Origin of the sequence: Sphingomonas metalli (assembly GCF_014641735.1) — a bacterium.
Lineage (GTDB): Bacteria > Pseudomonadota > Alphaproteobacteria > Sphingomonadales > Sphingomonadaceae > Sphingomonas > Sphingomonas metalli.
Genome location: NZ_BMIH01000001.1, coordinates 667,261 through 681,388 on the forward strand (window position 1 = coordinate 667,261; position 14,128 = coordinate 681,388).

The 14,128-nt window shown below is 69.3% G+C and carries 16 protein-coding genes; 9 read left to right on the top strand and 7 right to left on the bottom strand.

Annotated elements, in window-relative coordinates; all coding sequences use genetic code 11:
• The first annotated feature begins 31 nt into the window (after window positions 1-31).
• Window positions 32-760 (top strand): bifunctional 2-polyprenyl-6-hydroxyphenol methylase/3-demethylubiquinol 3-O-methyltransferase UbiG, encoded by a 729-nt coding sequence (gene ubiG, locus IEX18_RS03450; protein WP_188657229.1) that lies wholly within the window; start codon window positions 32-34, stop codon window positions 758-760.
• Here ubiG and IEX18_RS03455 read toward each other — a convergent pair.
• From IEX18_RS03455 to pyrE, 7 genes are all read right to left on the bottom strand, one after another.
• Complete coding sequence (locus tag IEX18_RS03455) at window positions 747-1,655, bottom strand: hypothetical protein (protein ID WP_188657230.1); 909 nt, start codon at window positions 1,653-1,655, stop codon at window positions 747-749. The genes ubiG and IEX18_RS03455 overlap by 14 nt on opposite strands.
• Complete coding sequence (locus IEX18_RS03460; RefSeq protein WP_229664340.1) at window positions 1,636-2,691, bottom strand: AI-2E family transporter; 1,056 nt, start codon at window positions 2,689-2,691, stop codon at window positions 1,636-1,638. Before IEX18_RS03460 ends, IEX18_RS03455 begins: the two co-directional genes overlap by 20 nt.
• A complete protein-coding gene (lepB, locus tag IEX18_RS03465; RefSeq protein ID WP_188657231.1) occupies window positions 2,688-3,656 on the bottom strand; it encodes a signal peptidase I in 969 nt (322 codons plus the stop codon). The genes IEX18_RS03460 and lepB overlap by 4 nt, the downstream gene beginning before the upstream one ends.
• Window positions 3,653-4,063, bottom strand: a complete 411-nt coding sequence (gene acpS, locus IEX18_RS03470) for a holo-ACP synthase (protein WP_188657232.1) — start codon at window positions 4,061-4,063, stop codon at window positions 3,653-3,655. Before acpS ends, lepB begins: the two co-directional genes overlap by 4 nt.
• Window positions 4,064-4,213: 150 nt before the next feature.
• Window positions 4,214-4,945: a pyridoxine 5'-phosphate synthase gene (locus IEX18_RS03475; protein ID WP_188657233.1), complete on the bottom strand. Its 732-nt coding sequence runs from the start codon at window positions 4,943-4,945 to the stop codon at window positions 4,214-4,216.
• Window positions 4,942-5,919: a serine hydrolase domain-containing protein gene (locus IEX18_RS03480; RefSeq protein WP_188657234.1), complete on the bottom strand. Its 978-nt coding sequence runs from the start codon at window positions 5,917-5,919 to the stop codon at window positions 4,942-4,944. The genes IEX18_RS03475 and IEX18_RS03480 overlap by 4 nt, the downstream gene beginning before the upstream one ends.
• On the bottom strand, window positions 5,916-6,497 hold the full coding sequence (gene pyrE, locus IEX18_RS03485) for an orotate phosphoribosyltransferase (RefSeq protein ID WP_188657827.1): 582 nt from the start codon (window positions 6,495-6,497) through the stop codon (window positions 5,916-5,918). The genes IEX18_RS03480 and pyrE overlap by 4 nt, the downstream gene beginning before the upstream one ends.
• A gap of 230 nt (window positions 6,498-6,727) precedes the next feature.
• Between pyrE and coxB the strand changes: the two genes are divergently transcribed.
• The 8 genes from coxB (at window position 6,728) to IEX18_RS03525 (ending at window position 14,061) form a co-directional block, all read left to right on the top strand.
• Window positions 6,728-7,903 carry a cytochrome c oxidase subunit II gene (gene coxB / locus IEX18_RS03490; RefSeq protein WP_188657235.1) on the top strand — a complete coding sequence of 392 codons (1,176 nt, stop codon included), beginning with the start codon at window positions 6,728-6,730 and terminating at the stop codon, window positions 7,901-7,903.
• A gap of 1 nt (window position 7,904) precedes the next feature.
• Entirely contained in the window at window positions 7,905-9,569 is a 1,665-nt protein-coding gene (gene ctaD, locus IEX18_RS03495; RefSeq protein ID WP_188657236.1) for a cytochrome c oxidase subunit I, read from the top strand.
• 183 nt (window positions 9,570-9,752) lie between these two features.
• Entirely contained in the window at window positions 9,753-10,670 is a 918-nt protein-coding gene (locus IEX18_RS03500; RefSeq protein WP_188657237.1) for a type 1 glutamine amidotransferase, read from the top strand.
• Between the two features lie 16 nt (window positions 10,671-10,686).
• On the top strand, window positions 10,687-11,589 hold the full coding sequence (locus tag IEX18_RS03505) for a heme o synthase (RefSeq protein WP_188657238.1): 903 nt from the start codon (window positions 10,687-10,689) through the stop codon (window positions 11,587-11,589).
• The gene (locus IEX18_RS03510) at window positions 11,586-11,723 is read left to right on the top strand and encodes a cytochrome c oxidase system small membrane protein (RefSeq protein WP_188657239.1); all 138 of its coding nucleotides are present in this window, start codon (window positions 11,586-11,588) and stop codon (window positions 11,721-11,723) included. The genes IEX18_RS03505 and IEX18_RS03510 overlap by 4 nt, the downstream gene beginning before the upstream one ends.
• Window positions 11,720-12,268: a cytochrome c oxidase assembly protein gene (locus tag IEX18_RS03515; RefSeq protein ID WP_188657240.1), complete on the top strand. Its 549-nt coding sequence runs from the start codon at window positions 11,720-11,722 to the stop codon at window positions 12,266-12,268. The genes IEX18_RS03510 and IEX18_RS03515 overlap by 4 nt, the downstream gene beginning before the upstream one ends.
• Before the next feature lie 32 nt (window positions 12,269-12,300).
• A complete protein-coding gene (locus tag IEX18_RS03520) occupies window positions 12,301-13,212 on the top strand; it encodes a cytochrome c oxidase subunit 3 (RefSeq protein ID WP_188657241.1) in 912 nt (303 codons plus the stop codon).
• Window positions 13,213-13,473: 261 nt separating this feature from the next.
• Window positions 13,474-14,061 (top strand): SURF1 family cytochrome oxidase biogenesis protein, encoded by a 588-nt coding sequence (locus tag IEX18_RS03525; protein ID WP_188657242.1) that lies wholly within the window; start codon window positions 13,474-13,476, stop codon window positions 14,059-14,061.
• The last annotated feature ends 67 nt before the right edge of the window (window positions 14,062-14,128 follow it).

Genomic DNA, 14,128 nt, shown 5'->3' on the forward strand with positions numbered 1-14,128 from the left:
GAAAAAGTGCCGGCCCTGATAGGTAGAGGCCATGGTGAGCGCAAGCAGCACGATCGTCGCCCGGGAAGCCGCGCATTTCGGCAGGATGGCCGCCGACTGGTGGGATCCGAAGGGATCGTCGGCGATGCTCCACCGGCTCAACCCGATCCGGCTCGGCTATCTGCGCCGCGCGGTCGATGCGCATTGGGGATCGGACCCGGCGGGCTTCGCGCCGCTCGCCGGCAAGCGGGCGCTCGATGTCGGCTGCGGTGCGGGGCTGCTCGCCGAACCGCTCGCGCGGCTGGGCGCCAGCGTCACCGGGATCGACGCTGCGCCGGAAAACATCGAGGTCGCCGCCGCTCACGCCGCCGGCGCGGGCCTGTCGATCGACTATCGCGCCGGCGGGATCGAGGCGGTGGCGGGCGAGACCTTCGATCTCGTCACCAGCCTCGAGGTGATCGAGCACGTCGCCGATCCCGCAGGCTTCGTCCGCGGCCTGGCGGGCGCGCTCGCGCCGGGCGGGCTGATGATCCTGTCCACCCCCAACCGCACCCCCCTCTCCCGCCTCGCGCTCATCACCCTGGCGGAAGGCACGGGCGCGATCCCGAAGGGCACGCACGACTGGGAACGCTTCCTGACGCCGGAGGAGCTGACCGTGCTGGTGGACAGCGCCGGACTGTCGGTGCGCGACGTCACCGGCCTCACCTTCTCGCCCGCGAGCGGCTTCACCCTCGGTGAGTCGACCGCGCTCGACTATCTGATGACGATCAGGCGGCCCTGATCCGCCCCCAGAGCCGCAGCCCGCCATAGATCACGAGCCCGACCGCATGCACCGCCAGCGTGAGCGCGGCGGTGAAGGCGACGAGGTCCGACAGCGCCTGTCCCTGCCCGATCAGCAGGATCGCGACATTGGCGAAGACCAGATCCTTGTTGGGGATCAGCGGCAATCGCGACACCAGCATCCGCGCCGCCGCCAGCATCAGCCAGGTGCCGATCGCCTGCCCCGGCATCTCGCAGATCCAGGCCAGCGTCAGGAACAGGCTGCTCGCCAGCAGCCGCGCCAGATGGACCCCGAACATCCAGAACAGCTCGCCGCGGCTCAGCGTGAACACCTTGCGGCGGAAGACGAAGAAGGGAAGCGACGTGGCGACCACGAAAGCGGCGGAGGCGAGCACGCCCTTCACCTGCGCGGGGGTCAGCAGCGGCAGCGCCGCGGGCAGGGCCAGGGCCAGCGCGCCCAGCGTGAAGATGTTGCCGGCCATGGCACTGGTGATGCCCACGTCCTTCACCGCGCCGAAGGGCGAGCGCACCTGGCGCGCCCGTGCCCGGGCCCAGGCATAGAACCAGGCATCGCCCGCATAGCCGAACAGCACGTCGTTCGCGATCCGCTTGCCCGTCAGCGCCGCCAGCCCGACCGGCGGCAGGTCCCAGAGCCGGCGGAAGATGATATAGTCGCCGACCTGCGGCGTCATGTAGAGCAGCGCGAAGAACAGGTAGAAGCCCGGGCTGGTCGGCACCGCCCGCGCAAAGCCCGCCAGCCCCGATCCGGCGAGATGGTGGATCAGCCCGCCGATCATCGCCAGCGTCAGCACCGCCCCCAGCACCGCCGGCCAGCGGCCGAGGCGGGTGTCGGAGGTCAGGCCGGCGGCGGTCGTCTCAGGCGTCGGCGTCGTCATTCCGCTCGGACCGGCGCTCCAGCGCGGTCTTGGTCATGGCGGTGAAGGGATCGGCCAGCGCCAGCCCCATGATGCCGAACAGCGCGCTCAGCAGGATCTGCGCGCCCAGCGTCAGCGCGGGCGGCAGGTCGACCGTCTTCTTGGCGACGATCGGCAGCAGGACATAGCCGTCGAAGGTCTGGACGACGACATAGGTGCCGATCGCCCACAGTCCGGTGCTGGATCCGGCCGAGAAGCCGACCGCGATCATCAGCGCGCCGGAAATGAAGGCGCCGATGTTCGGGATGAAGGCGAGAAGGCCGGTGAGGATGCCGAGGATCATCGCCATCGGCACGCCGCCCGCCATCAGCGCCAGCCAGGTCAGCACGCCCTCCGCCAGCATCCCCAGCAGCCGCCCGGCGAGCAGCCGCCGCAACGTCTGTCCCATCCGCGTCGTCACCAGCGCCGCCTCGTCGCGCACGTCGCTGGGTACGAACCACAGGAGCCCGCGCTGATAGGCGCCCGGATCGATCGCCAGGAACAGGCCCAGCACCAGGATCATGAACATGGTCGTCACCGCGCCCACCGCGGTCCCGACCCACGACGTGATCCGCCCGACCGAGCCCAGCGCCTGGCGCAGCAGCCCGCTGACGTCGGAAGCGCCGGGCATCAGCCCCTGATCGGTCAGCCAGCCGGTGAAGACCAGTGCCTGCCGCTCGACGGTCGAGCGCAGCTGCGTCACCTGTTCGCTGATCTGCACGCCGGTCAAATAGAAGGTGCCGAGCAGGAAGATGGTGGTCAGCAAAACCACGATCAGCAGCAGCCAGGCCCGCGACAGCGGCAGCACCCGGCGCAGCAGCCGCACGCCGCCGTCGAGCAGCGCGGCGAAGACGATCGCGGCGAAGATCAACAGGATCGGCTGGATCAGCAGCACCGCCAGCGCGATGCCCATCGCCATGCCCAGCCAGATCGCCGCGCGGCGCAGCTCGGCCCGGTCGGTACGGTCGCGGAACTCCAGCGGCGCCGCGCCTTCCACCCGCGGCCCGGCGTCGTTCAACGCTCGATCGCCGGATGGAGCGAGGTACCCGCGCGGCCCGACCGCAGCGAGCCCCACCAGGTCAGCGGATTGAGCGTCGCGTCGCCGTCGAGGCTGAAGGTCACGAACTCCGCCCGGCCGCCGATATTCTCGTACGGCACCGGCCCCCCCAGCCCCTGATCGGTCAGCGCATAGCGGCTGTCGGCCGACCGGTCGCGATTGTCGCCCATCAGGAAGACGCGGTTGGCGGGGATGGTGATCGGGCCGTAATTGTCGCCCGGGCTCCAGCCCAGCTCGATCGTCTCATAGGTGCGGCCGTTCGGCAGCGTCTCGGTGATCGTCGGCAGGCGGCAGACCTGCGCGCCGTTCGGCAGAGTCTGGCGCGCGCCCGGATAGTCGCTCGGCGAACAGGGGCTGTTGGTGTCGACCGGGATCAGCGTGTCGTGGATCGGCCCGCGCTTTACCGCGCGCCCGTTCAGGATCACGACGCCGTCGCGCACCTCCAGCCGGTCGCCCGGCAGGCCGATGACGCGCTTGATATAATCGGTGCGGGTGCCCGGCGGGGTGACGATCACCACGTCGCCGCGCGTCGGCAGCGAGCCGAGCAGCCGGCCGCGCCATTCGGGCAGCGCCACGCTCCAGCTGTCGACCGGCTGGCGGAGCACGAGGCTGCGCACGATCGCCACCGGGTTGGGAATGGTCGGTGAGACGAAGGACCAGCCATAGGCGAATTTCGACACGACCAGCCGGTCGCCGACCTGCAGCCCCGGCAGCATCGATTCCGACGGGATGTAGAAGGGCTTGGCGATGAAGCTGTGGAAGCCGAGCACGATCAGGATCAGCCAGAAGATCCCCTTAACCTCCGCCCACCAGTCGGTGCCGGCGCGGGTCCTCCGCTCGGCCGGCGCGGCGGCCGGCGTCTCGGGCGCGGGGTCGGTCGCGACGGTGGGAGGGGCCTCGTTGCCGTTCAACGTCGCTTCCTTCATCGATTATCGTCCGGGATCGCCTCGATCACCACGAAAGCCTGCGCCCAGGGGTGATCGTCGGTCATGGTCAGGTGTACGCGCCCCGCCATGCCATGCGGGATCAACGCGTCAAGCCTTGCCTTGGCCCCACCGGTCAGCGCCAGCGTCGGCGCGCCCGAGGGCGCGTTGACCACGCCGATGTCGCGCATGAACACGCCCTGCTTGAAACCGGTGCCCACCGCCTTGGAAAACGCCTCCTTGGCGGCGAAGCGTTTGGCCAGCGTCGCGGCATAGGTGAAGGGCCGGCGTCTGGCCTTGGCCAGCTCGACCGCGGTGAACACCCGATCCTCGAACCGCGCGCCAAACCGGTCGAGCGACGCCTGGATCCGCTCGATCGAGCACAGGTCGGAGCCGAGGCCGATGATCACAGCGTAGCTCCTCCCCGGCACGGGGAGGGGGACCGCCGCGCGACAGCGCGGTGGTGGAGAGGGGTCTCCATCCGCGTTGCGCCTGTGGCAATCCCCCTCCACCAGCTTCGCTGGTCCCCCTTCCCGCGAGCGGGGAGGATCTTCGGGCCCTCACCCACGCGCCGCATCCATTTCCGCGCGCATCCGCCGCACCGCCTCGCCCAGCCCGACGAACATCGCCTCGCCGATCAGGAAGTGACCGATGTTCAGCTCGCGCACCTGCGGGATCGCCGCGATCGGCCCGACATTGTCGAAGGTCAGGCCATGCCCCGCATGGACCTCGATCCCGTTCTTCGCCGCCAGCGCCGCGGCATCGGCGATCCGGCGCAGCTCTCCGGCGCGCGCCTCTTCGTCCAGCTCGCAATAACGGCCGGTGTGCAGCTCCACCACCGGCGCACACAGCCGCACCGCCGCCTCGATCTGGCGCGGGTCCGGCTCGACGAACAGCGACACGCGGATGTTCGCCGCGGACAGCGCGGCCACCATCGGCCCCAGATGATCATGCTGCCCCGCCGCGTCGAGCCCGCCCTCGGTCGTCCGCTCCTCGCGCCGTTCCGGCACGATGCAGGCCGCGTGCGGGCGGTGGCGCAGCGCGATGCCGAGCATCTCCTCGGTCGCCGCCATTTCGAGGTTGAGCGGGATCGTCAGCGCCTCGGACAGATGCGCGATATCGGCATCGGTGATGTGGCGGCGATCCTCGCGCAGATGCGCGGTGATCCCGTCCGCCCCTGCCTCGGCTGCCACCAGGGCGGCGCGCACCGGATCGGGATAGCCGCTGCCGCGCGCGTTGCGCACCGTGGCGACATGGTCGATATTGACCCCGAGACGCAGATGATCGGTCATGAACAGGCTGCCGCGGACAGAAGGTCGTAGACGAAGCCCTTGCCCTCCCACACCTCGCCGAGCGCGAAGTCGTCGGAGGAGCGGTTGGTGAAGACGATCACGACCAGATCGTCGTCGGGCAGGATGAAGTTCCGCGCCTGGACGCCGTAGATCTCGCCGTCGCGCTGCACGATCCGCTTGGGCGTCGCGCAACCCTTCAGCTTGCCGGGAAAGACCCACTGGCCGAGCGCCTGATAGCTGCCGCCGCCTTCGGGCTGCCAGAGTGCGGCCAGGGAGTCCGGCGCCAGCAGACGGTTGGTCATCAAGGCGCGATCGAAGTTGAGCACGGCGCGCGCCGTTCCTGTCAGCCCGCCCGCCGCGCCCCAGCTCGCCAGCGCGAAGCGGGGTTCGGGCTTGCCGCCGATGAAGCCCGGAACGCCTTTCTCGTCGCCCCGCGCCATGGCCATACCCTTCGGCCAGGCGGGCGCGCCCGAGGGATAGAGCGCAGCGGCAGCAAGAAGATAGTCGCAATTGTTGTAGGAGAAGGGCGCACCTGCCTGTGGCGGTCGAGACCGGCAATAGGCCAGATCCGGCGTCGACGCCCGGTAGAAGGCCGGCACGCCGTCCTGCGCCGGCGTCGTGTCAGGATTGGCGAGGCCGCTATGATGGGTCAGCAACTGGCGCATCGTCACGGAGCCCGCCTGCGCGCCGCCGGTTCCGGGCAACGAGCGGTCGAGATCGCGGGCGTGATCGCGCACGATCAGGGCCGCGGTCACCTGCTTCGTGATCGAGGCCAGCCGCCAGCGTTCCCCGGCCTTGTGCATCGGGCCGCCGGCGGGATCGATCGTGCCGTAGCCGCGATCGAGCAGCACCCGATCGCCTTTCGCCACCAGTATTTCACCGGCCAGCCCGTAGCGCGCGGCGACCTGATCGACTGTCTCCGCCGCGGCCGGCATCGCGGCCAGCGCGATCGCGGCGGCCAGCAGGCGGATCATGCCGCCCGGCTCCCCGGCTTGATCGCCGGGATCGCCGCCAGTTCGGGGGGCAGCGCGTCGGGCTGGTAGCTCGGCACAGCGAGGCGGATCAGCGGAAAGAAGGGCACGCCGATATCGGCGGTGCCGTTCGACCGGTCGACCAGCGCCGCGCCCGCGACGACGCGCCCGCCCGCCGCTTCGATCGCCTTGATCGCCTCGCGCGAACTCAGCCCGGTGGTGACGACGTCTTCCATCATCAACACCTCCTGCCCCTCCCGAAGCCGGAAGCCACGGCGCAGCTCGAAGCTGCCGGTCGGCCGCTCGACGAACATCGCCTCGACGCCCAGCGCGCGCGCCATTTCGTGCCCCGCGATCACCCCGCCCATCGCCGGCGAGACCACGGCCGTGATCCGCGCCCGCAGGTCCGCCGGCAGACGCGCCGCCAGCGCTTCGGCCAGCCGCGCGCCGCGCGCCGGGTCCATCAGCACCCGTGCGCATTGCAGGTAGCGGGACGAGCGAAGACCCGACGACAGGATGAAATGCCCCTCCAGCAGCGCGTCCGCCGCGCGGAATTCGGCCAGCACCTCGTCTTCGGTCACCGCGGTCCCCCATCCTGTCATGAAGTCGGTGGCAGCGCCCATACGCCCGGCCGCGGCGCGCGGCAACGACGCGAAAAGGCCATTTTCGCCACAGCACCTTGAGAGACGGGGACCCCCGGCGTATAGCCCTGCCCAAACGGCCCCGGACAGCCTTGTCCGGCCATCCGCCGTCCGGTCGGCCCGACCGGGTCGCGGACCAACGATCAACGGGGTGCAGACGAGAGATGTCCATGAAGGGGTTGAAGCGAATCGCGATCGCGGCGGGGCTTGCGCTGGCAGGCCTGTCGACGGTTGCGGGCCATGCGGCGGCTCCGGCGGCCCCCGCCCCCGCCGCGGCGGTCAAGCCGCAGGCGGCGGCCGAGCCGGGCAACGTCTCCAACACCGCGCCGACCACCGCCGCGGCGCCCGCCACCGCCGCCCCCGCCAGCCCGCTGCTCGCGGTCGACGGCGCCCCGGGCGCCACCCCCACGCCGGGCATCGGCCAGCCGACCGACGGCGTCTTCGGGCTCCAGCCGCAGGTGACCCGCAACGGCGAGTTCGCGCACTGGATGCACAATGCGGTGCTGTTCCCGGTCATCACGATCATCTCGCTGTTCGTGCTGGCGCTGCTCGTCTGGGTCGTCGTCCGCTATCGCGCGGCCGCCAACCCGACGCCGTCCAAGACCAGCCACAACACCTTCATCGAGGTGATTTGGACGCTGCTGCCGGTCGTTATCCTGGTGCTGATCGCGGTGCCGTCGATCGGGCTGCTCCAGGCGCAGTTCAAGCCGGCGCCCGCCGGGGCCGTGACGCTGAAGGCGATCGGCAACCAATGGTACTGGACCTATCAGTATCCGGACCATGGCGGGTTCGAAGTCACCGCCAACATGCTGAAGGAAAAGGATCAGGTCGGCGCCGGCGAGCGTGCGCGCACCGATCGCGACGGGCCCCGGCTGCTCGCGACCGACAACCGCATCGTGCTGCCGGTCGGCGTGCCGATCCGCCTGATCACCACCGCCAACGACGTCATCCACAGCTGGGCGGTGCCCGCCTTCTGGATCAAGCTCGACGCGATCCCCGGCCGCCTGAACGAAACCAGCTTCACCATCGAGAAGCCGGGCCTCTATTTCGGCCAGTGCTCCGAGCTGTGCGGCGCCCGCCACGCCTTCATGCCGATCGCGGTCGAGGCCGTGCCGCCGGCGCAGTTCGCGGCCTGGGTCCGCGCCAAGGGCGGCACCATGCCCGCCGCCGGCCAGCCCTCGGGCGCGGCGATCCCGCAGCCGGGCGCGGAAGGCTCGACCGCCAAGAAGGACGAGGCGGAGACCACCGCCAATCTCACCGGCCCGGTCGAGAACGCCACGACCGCCGCCACCGTCTCGCCGCAGGGCGCGACCAACAACCCCGCCACCGGCAACGCTGGACAGTAAGATGACCGATACCGCGCTCACTCCATCGGCGTTCGTGGCCCATGAGGACCATCACCACGATTCGCATGCCGATCACGTCCCGGGCTTCTTTGCCCGCTGGTTCATGTCGACGAACCACAAGGACATCGGCACCATGTACCTGATCTTCGCGATCATCGCGGGGATCATCGGCGGCTCCATCTCCGGCCTGATGCGGGCCGAGCTGATGCAGCCGGGCATCCAGTATCTGGGCAGCTGGGCCAGCCTGCTCCATGGCGGGCCGCAGAGCCTCGACCAGTCGCTTCACCTGTGGAACGTGCTGATCACCGCGCACGGCCTCATCATGGTCTTCTTCATGGTGATGCCGGCGATGATCGGCGGCTTCGGCAACTGGTTCGTGCCGATCATGATCGGCGCGCCGGACATGGCCTTCCCGCGGATGAACAATATCAGCTTCTGGCTGCTCATCCCGTCCTTCACGCTGCTCCTCGCCTCGCCCTTCTTCGGCGGCGCGGGCAATGGCTGGACGCTCTACGCGCCGCTCTCCACCTATGGCGAGCCGGGGCCGTCGACCGACATGGCGATCCTGTCGCTCCACCTCGCCGGCGCCTCGTCGATCCTCGGCGCGATCAACTTCATCACCACCATCTTCAACATGCGCGCGCCGGGCATGACCCTGCACAAGATGCCACTGTTCGTCTGGTCGGTGCTGGTCACCGCCTTCCTGCTGCTGCTCGCGCTGCCGGTGCTCGCCGCGGCGATCACCATGCTGCTGACCGACCGCAACTTCGGCACCACCTTCTTCGATCCGGCCGGCGGCGGCGATCCGGTGCTCTACCAGCACCTGTTCTGGTTCTTCGGCCACCCCGAAGTGTACATCATGATCCTGCCGGGCTTCGGCATCGTCAGCCAGATCATCGCCACCTTCAGCCGCAAGCCCGTCTTCGGCTATCTCGGCATGGCCTACGCCATGGTCGCGATCGGCGTGGTCGGCTTCGTCGTCTGGGCGCACCACATGTTCACCACCGGCCTGTCGGTGAACACCAAGATGTACTTCACCGCCGCCACCATGGTCATCGCGGTGCCGACCGGCATCAAGATCTTCTCGTGGATCGCGACGATGTGGGGCGGCTCGATGCGCTTCCCGACCCCGATGGTCTGGGCGATCGGCTTCATCTTCATGTTCACCGTCGGCGGCGTGACCGGCGTGGTGCTCGCCAATGGCGGCATCGACGACTACATGCAGGACACTTATTACGTCGTCGCCCACTTCCACTATGTGCTGTCGCTCGGCGCGGTGTTCTCGCTGTTCGCCGGCTTCTACTACTGGTTCCCGAAGATGTCGGGGAAGATGTACAACGAATTCCTCGGCCAGCTGCACTTCTGGGTGTTCTTCGCCGGCGTGAACGTGATGTTCTTCCCGATGCACTTCCTCGGCCTGCAGGGCATGCCGCGCCGCTACCCCGACTATCCGGATGCCTTCGCGCACTGGAACCATGTCGCGACGGTCGGCTACATGATCATGGCCGCGGGCATGGCGATCTTCTTCGTCAACCTGATCTGGTCGCTGATCGCGGGCAAGAAGGCGGAGGCGAATCCCTGGGGCGCCGGCGCGACCACGCTCGAGTGGACGCTCTCCTCGCCGCCGCCGTACCACCAGTTCGAGACCCTGCCGAAGATCGACTGACGCCGGGTGAGCGCATCCGCGCTCACCCGGTCCTGCCGACCTCGCACAGCGAGGATCGACGACACGGGATCAACTCCCGTGTCGGGCCAGCAACAGAAGCGCCCCGGCTTCACCGCCGGGGCGTTTTTCTTTTCCCCGCAAGTGATTGCGCACATATCCCGCCCCGGGCGTTACCCCCGGGCCATGCACCACACCCCTCCCCTCCGCTTCCTCATCGCCGAAAGCGAAACCGCCGACGAACGCGCCGCGCGCCGCGACAGCGTCGGCCGCAGCGCCGGCGAAAGCTACGCCGCGACGCTGGAGGAGCTCGCCCCCGGCTGCACCACCACGCGCATCCGGCCCGCCGACGCGGACGGCGACCGCCTGACCGTAGACGCCATCGCCGTGTACGACGCGGTATTCCTCACCGGCTCCCCGCTCCACGTCTATTCCGACACGCCCGAAGTGCGGCGCGAGCTGGCCTTCATGCGCGCGGTCTTCGCCAGCGGCACCCCCGCCTTCGGCTCCTGCGCCGGTCTCCAGATCGCGGTCGCCGCGGCCGGCGGCACCGTGCGCCGGATGCAGCCGCGGCAGGAGGCCGGCATTGCCCGCCGCCTCTATGCGACGGAGGCCGGCCGCACCCACCCCCTGCTCGCCGACCGCCCCGCCGTGTGGGATGCGCCGGCCATTCACGGCGACGAGGTGGAGACGCTGCCGGCGGGCGCGACCCTGCTCGCCACCAGCGCCGCGGTGCGCGTGCAGGCGGTCGAGATCCGCCAGGGCCAAGGCATCTTCTGGGGCGTCCAATATCATCCCGAGCTCGCCCCGGGCGAGATCGCCGCCGCGCTCCGCCGCCAGGCCGACTCCTTGATCGAGGACGGCCTCGCCCGCGACCACGAGGATGTCGAGGCGCAGGCCGCGCTGCTCGATGCGCTTCACGATGCGCCGGACGATCACGCCGTCCGCTGGCGCCTCGGCATCGACGCCGCCTTCGCCGACCAGCCCCGCCGCCGCAGCGAGCTCATCGCCTTTATCGAGCGACTGGTGATCCCCACCCGCGACGGCCGCGCGCAAGTGCTTCGCGCAACATCGGTTGTCGCCGGGGCCTCGCCCGGACTATAGGCTGCGCGCAAGCACCATGACCACCGCCGCCCCCCTCCTGCCACCCGCCGACTGGCGCGACTTTCTGGCGCTGACCAAGCCGCGGGTGATGACGCTGGTGGTCTTTACCGGCCTGTGCGGGATGCTGGCGGCGCCGGCGTCGATCCACCCGGTGATCGGCTTCACCGCCATCCTGTGTATCGCGCTCGGCGCTGGTGCCGCGGGTGCGCTCAACCAGTGGTACGAGGCCGATCTCGACGCCGCGATGCGCCGCACCCAGAAGCGGCCCCTGCCCGACGGGCGGATGGACCGGCAGTCGGCGCTCCATTTCGGCGTCGGCCTCGCCGCCTTCTCGGTCATCCTGATGGGGCTGGCGGTCAATCTCGTCGCGGCCGCGATCCTGACCGTCTCGATCCTCTTCTACGTCCTCGTCTACACCGTCTGGCTGAAGCGGCGCACCCCGCAGAACATCGTGATCGGCGGCGCCGCCGGCGCGTTCCCGCCGATGATCGGCTGGGCCGCGGCGACCGGCGACATGGCGGTGCTGCCGGTCCTGATGTTCCTCCTCGTCTTCCTGTGGACGCCGCCGCATTTCTGGGCGCTCGCGCTGTTCGTGAAGACCGACTACGCCAATGCCGGGGTACCGATGCTGCCGGTCGTCGCAGGCGAGCGCGTCACCCGTCACCAGATCGGCCTCTACACCATCCCCATGGCGATCGCCGCGGTCGCCCCCTGGCCGCTGGGGCTGACCGGGCCGGTCTATGGCGGGGTGTCTGTCGCCACGACCGCGATCTTCGCACTGCTCGCGCTGCGCGTCGCCACCCGCCGGCAGGGCGAGGGCGATGCGATGAAGCCGGAGAAGCGGCTGTTCCGCTATTCGATCCTCTATCTCTTCGTCATCTTCGGCGCGCTCGTCGCCGATCGCTGGATATTCGCATGACCCCGGACGACCAGGACCTGATCCGCCGCCGCCAGGCGTCGCGCGCGCGCGTGATGGCGCTGCTGCTCGGCGCGCTGGTGCTGCTGATCTTTGCCATTTCGATCGCCAAGATCCAGCTGGGGATGCACGGATGAGCGGCGCCGCGGGCGATCGCCGGCTGCGCACCGCGCTGCTCGCGGTGGTCGGCATCTGCTTCATGACCGGCCTCGCCTGGGCCAGCGTGCCGCTCTACCGGCTCTTCTGCCAGGTCACCGGGCTGAACGGGACGACCCAGCGCGGGCTCCAGGCGCCCGGCGCCACCGACCGCACGGTGCGCGTCGATTTCGACGCCAATGTCAGCCCGAAGCTGCCCTGGCGCTTCCGCCCCGAAAACCCGTCGGACACGGTGGCGGTCGGCGCGCGCGACATGGCCTTCTTCACCGCCACCAACCGCTCCGACAAGCCGATCACCGGCACCGCGACGTTCAACGTCACTCCGGCCCAGGCGGGCAAGTACTTCACCAAGATCCAGTGCTTCTGCTTCACCCAGCAGACGCTCCAGCCGGGCGAGACGGCACGGATGCCGGTGATCTTCTACGTCGATCCGAAGATGCTCGCAGACCCCGATGCGGCGGATGTCGAGACGATCACCCTCTCCTATACGTTTTACCCGGTGGATTCCGGGAAGAGCGCGGGCTAGAACCCGTCGGAAAAGCAAACAGGGATGCAATGATGGCCGGCGCCAAGAACCACGATTACCATATCCTGCCCCCCAGCCCCTGGCCGCTGGTGGGCTCGATGACCGCGCTGGTGATGGCGGTCGGCGGCATCATGTACATGCACGAATATGCCGGCGGCGGCTGGGTGTTCCTGATCGGCCTCGCCGGCGTGCTGTTCACCATGTACAGCTGGTGGGCGGACGTGATCCGCGAGGCGCATCACGGCGACCATACGCCGGTCGTCCAGCTCCATTTCCGCTACGGCATGATCCTGTTCATCGCCTCCGAGGTGATGTTCTTCGTCGGCTGGTTCTGGGCGTTCTTCGACTTCTCGCTCTTTCCCACCGCGATGCAGTTCGTCGACGGACAGGTCGAGCGCGCGGCCGAGGGTGCGGCGGCGATCGCCGCCACCTGGCCGCCCAAGGGGCTGGAGGTCATCAACGCCTTCGAGCTGCCGCTGCTCAACACGCTCATCCTGCTGACCAGCGGCACCACCGTCACCTGGGCCCATCATGCGCTGATCCACAATCAGCGGGGCGGCGAGAAGACGGGCCTGTGGGGCCTGCTCGGCGTCGGCAACCGCGACAGCGTGCTCAAGGGCCTGTGGCTGACCGTCGCGCTCGGCCTGCTGTTCAGCGGCATCCAGGCCTATGAGTACATGCACGCGCCCTTCCCCTTCAAGGGGATCAACTATGGCGCGGCCTTCTTCATGGCGACCGGCTTCCACGGCTTCCACGTTCTGATCGGCACCATCTTCCTGATCGTCTGCCTGATCCGCGCCTATCGGGGCGACTTCACGCCGAAGCAGCATTTCGGTTTCGAGGCAGCGGCCTGGTACTGGCACTTCGTCGACGTGGTGTGGCTGTTCCTCTTCGTCACCATCTATGTCTGGGGTGGCTGGGGCGCACCGGTCCACGGCGGCTGATCGCGACGGGCCGGCGGCCGCCCGCTGCCGGCCCGGAGCTGGATGACGTCACCTTCGCCCGTTCGTGCTGAGCGAAGTCACAGCACAGGTGAGTCTCGGCCCTTCGACTGCGCTCAGGGCGAACGGTGGGAGGTGAGTTAGCCTCGTGTCATCCCTGCTCCAAGGTGATCGGGTGTTTCACGGAATGTTTCACGGCGAAGGGGCGCCCGCGGCCGGACGGCTCGCCGGCGCCCTTTTCCGTTGGCGGAGGACGATTGCGGCATGAAGCGGCTGCCCCTGATCCCGACCATCGTAGTGGCGCTGGCGGTCGCGGCGATGATCGCGCTGGGCCTGTGGCAGTTGCTCGACCGCCTGCCGCAGAAGGAGGCGTTCCTTGCGCAGCTCGCGCGGAACCCGAACCTGCCGGCGGTTCCCTTTCCGCGAGCCCCCGACGAGAGTCTGCTCTTCCGCCGCAGCAGCGTGACTTGCGCCCCGCCCGTCACCGTTCGCCTTGCCGGCGCAGGCGCGGCCGGCTTTCGCGCCATTGCGCAATGTGGCGGCGGCACGCCCGTGCTGATCCAGCTCGGCACCACCCGCGATCCGATGGCCAAACCCGTCTGGAGCGGCGGCCCGGCGACCGGCTATATCGGGCACGCGCCGGACAGCCGCTCGCTGATTGCGACGCTGACGGACCATCGCCCGCCTGCACCCATGCTGGTCGCGATGCCGCCGCTCGCCGGCCTGTCGCCCAACGCTCCGCCCGACCTCGACTCGGTGCCGAACAACCATCTCGCCTATGCCGGCCAGTGGTTCTTCTTCGCGCTGGTCGCCGCCACCGTGTACCTGCTGGCCGCGCGGCGTAGGGGTTAACCCCGCCCGATCCCGACCCGAACGTCGTCCCAGCGAAGGCTGGGATCTCCCCGCGAAGGGCGCGCGG

Bases quoted from the DNA above. Each gene is read 5' to 3' on its own strand.
- ubiG (WP_188657229.1), top strand. From the start codon at position 32: ATGGTGAGCGCAAGCAGCACGATCGTCGCCCGGGAAGCCGCGCATTTC.
- IEX18_RS03455 (WP_188657230.1), bottom strand. From the start codon at position 1,655: ATGACGACGCCGACGCCTGAGACGACCGCCGCCGGCCTGACCTCCGAC.
- lepB (WP_188657231.1), bottom strand. From the start codon at position 3,656: ATGAAGGAAGCGACGTTGAACGGCAACGAGGCCCCTCCCACCGTCGCG.
- IEX18_RS03475 (WP_188657233.1), bottom strand. From the start codon at position 4,945: ATGACCGATCATCTGCGTCTCGGGGTCAATATCGACCATGTCGCCACG.
- IEX18_RS03480 (WP_188657234.1), bottom strand. From the start codon at position 5,919: ATGATCCGCCTGCTGGCCGCCGCGATCGCGCTGGCCGCGATGCCGGCC.
- coxB (WP_188657235.1), top strand. From the start codon at position 6,728: ATGAAGGGGTTGAAGCGAATCGCGATCGCGGCGGGGCTTGCGCTGGCA.
- ctaD (WP_188657236.1), top strand. From the start codon at position 7,905: ATGACCGATACCGCGCTCACTCCATCGGCGTTCGTGGCCCATGAGGAC.
- IEX18_RS03500 (WP_188657237.1), top strand. From the start codon at position 9,753: ATGCACCACACCCCTCCCCTCCGCTTCCTCATCGCCGAAAGCGAAACC.
- IEX18_RS03505 (WP_188657238.1), top strand. From the start codon at position 10,687: ATGACCACCGCCGCCCCCCTCCTGCCACCCGCCGACTGGCGCGACTTT.
- IEX18_RS03510 (WP_188657239.1), top strand. From the start codon at position 11,586: ATGACCCCGGACGACCAGGACCTGATCCGCCGCCGCCAGGCGTCGCGC.
- IEX18_RS03515 (WP_188657240.1), top strand. From the start codon at position 11,720: ATGAGCGGCGCCGCGGGCGATCGCCGGCTGCGCACCGCGCTGCTCGCG.
- IEX18_RS03520 (WP_188657241.1), top strand. From the start codon at position 12,301: ATGGCCGGCGCCAAGAACCACGATTACCATATCCTGCCCCCCAGCCCC.
- IEX18_RS03525 (WP_188657242.1), top strand. From the start codon at position 13,474: ATGAAGCGGCTGCCCCTGATCCCGACCATCGTAGTGGCGCTGGCGGTC.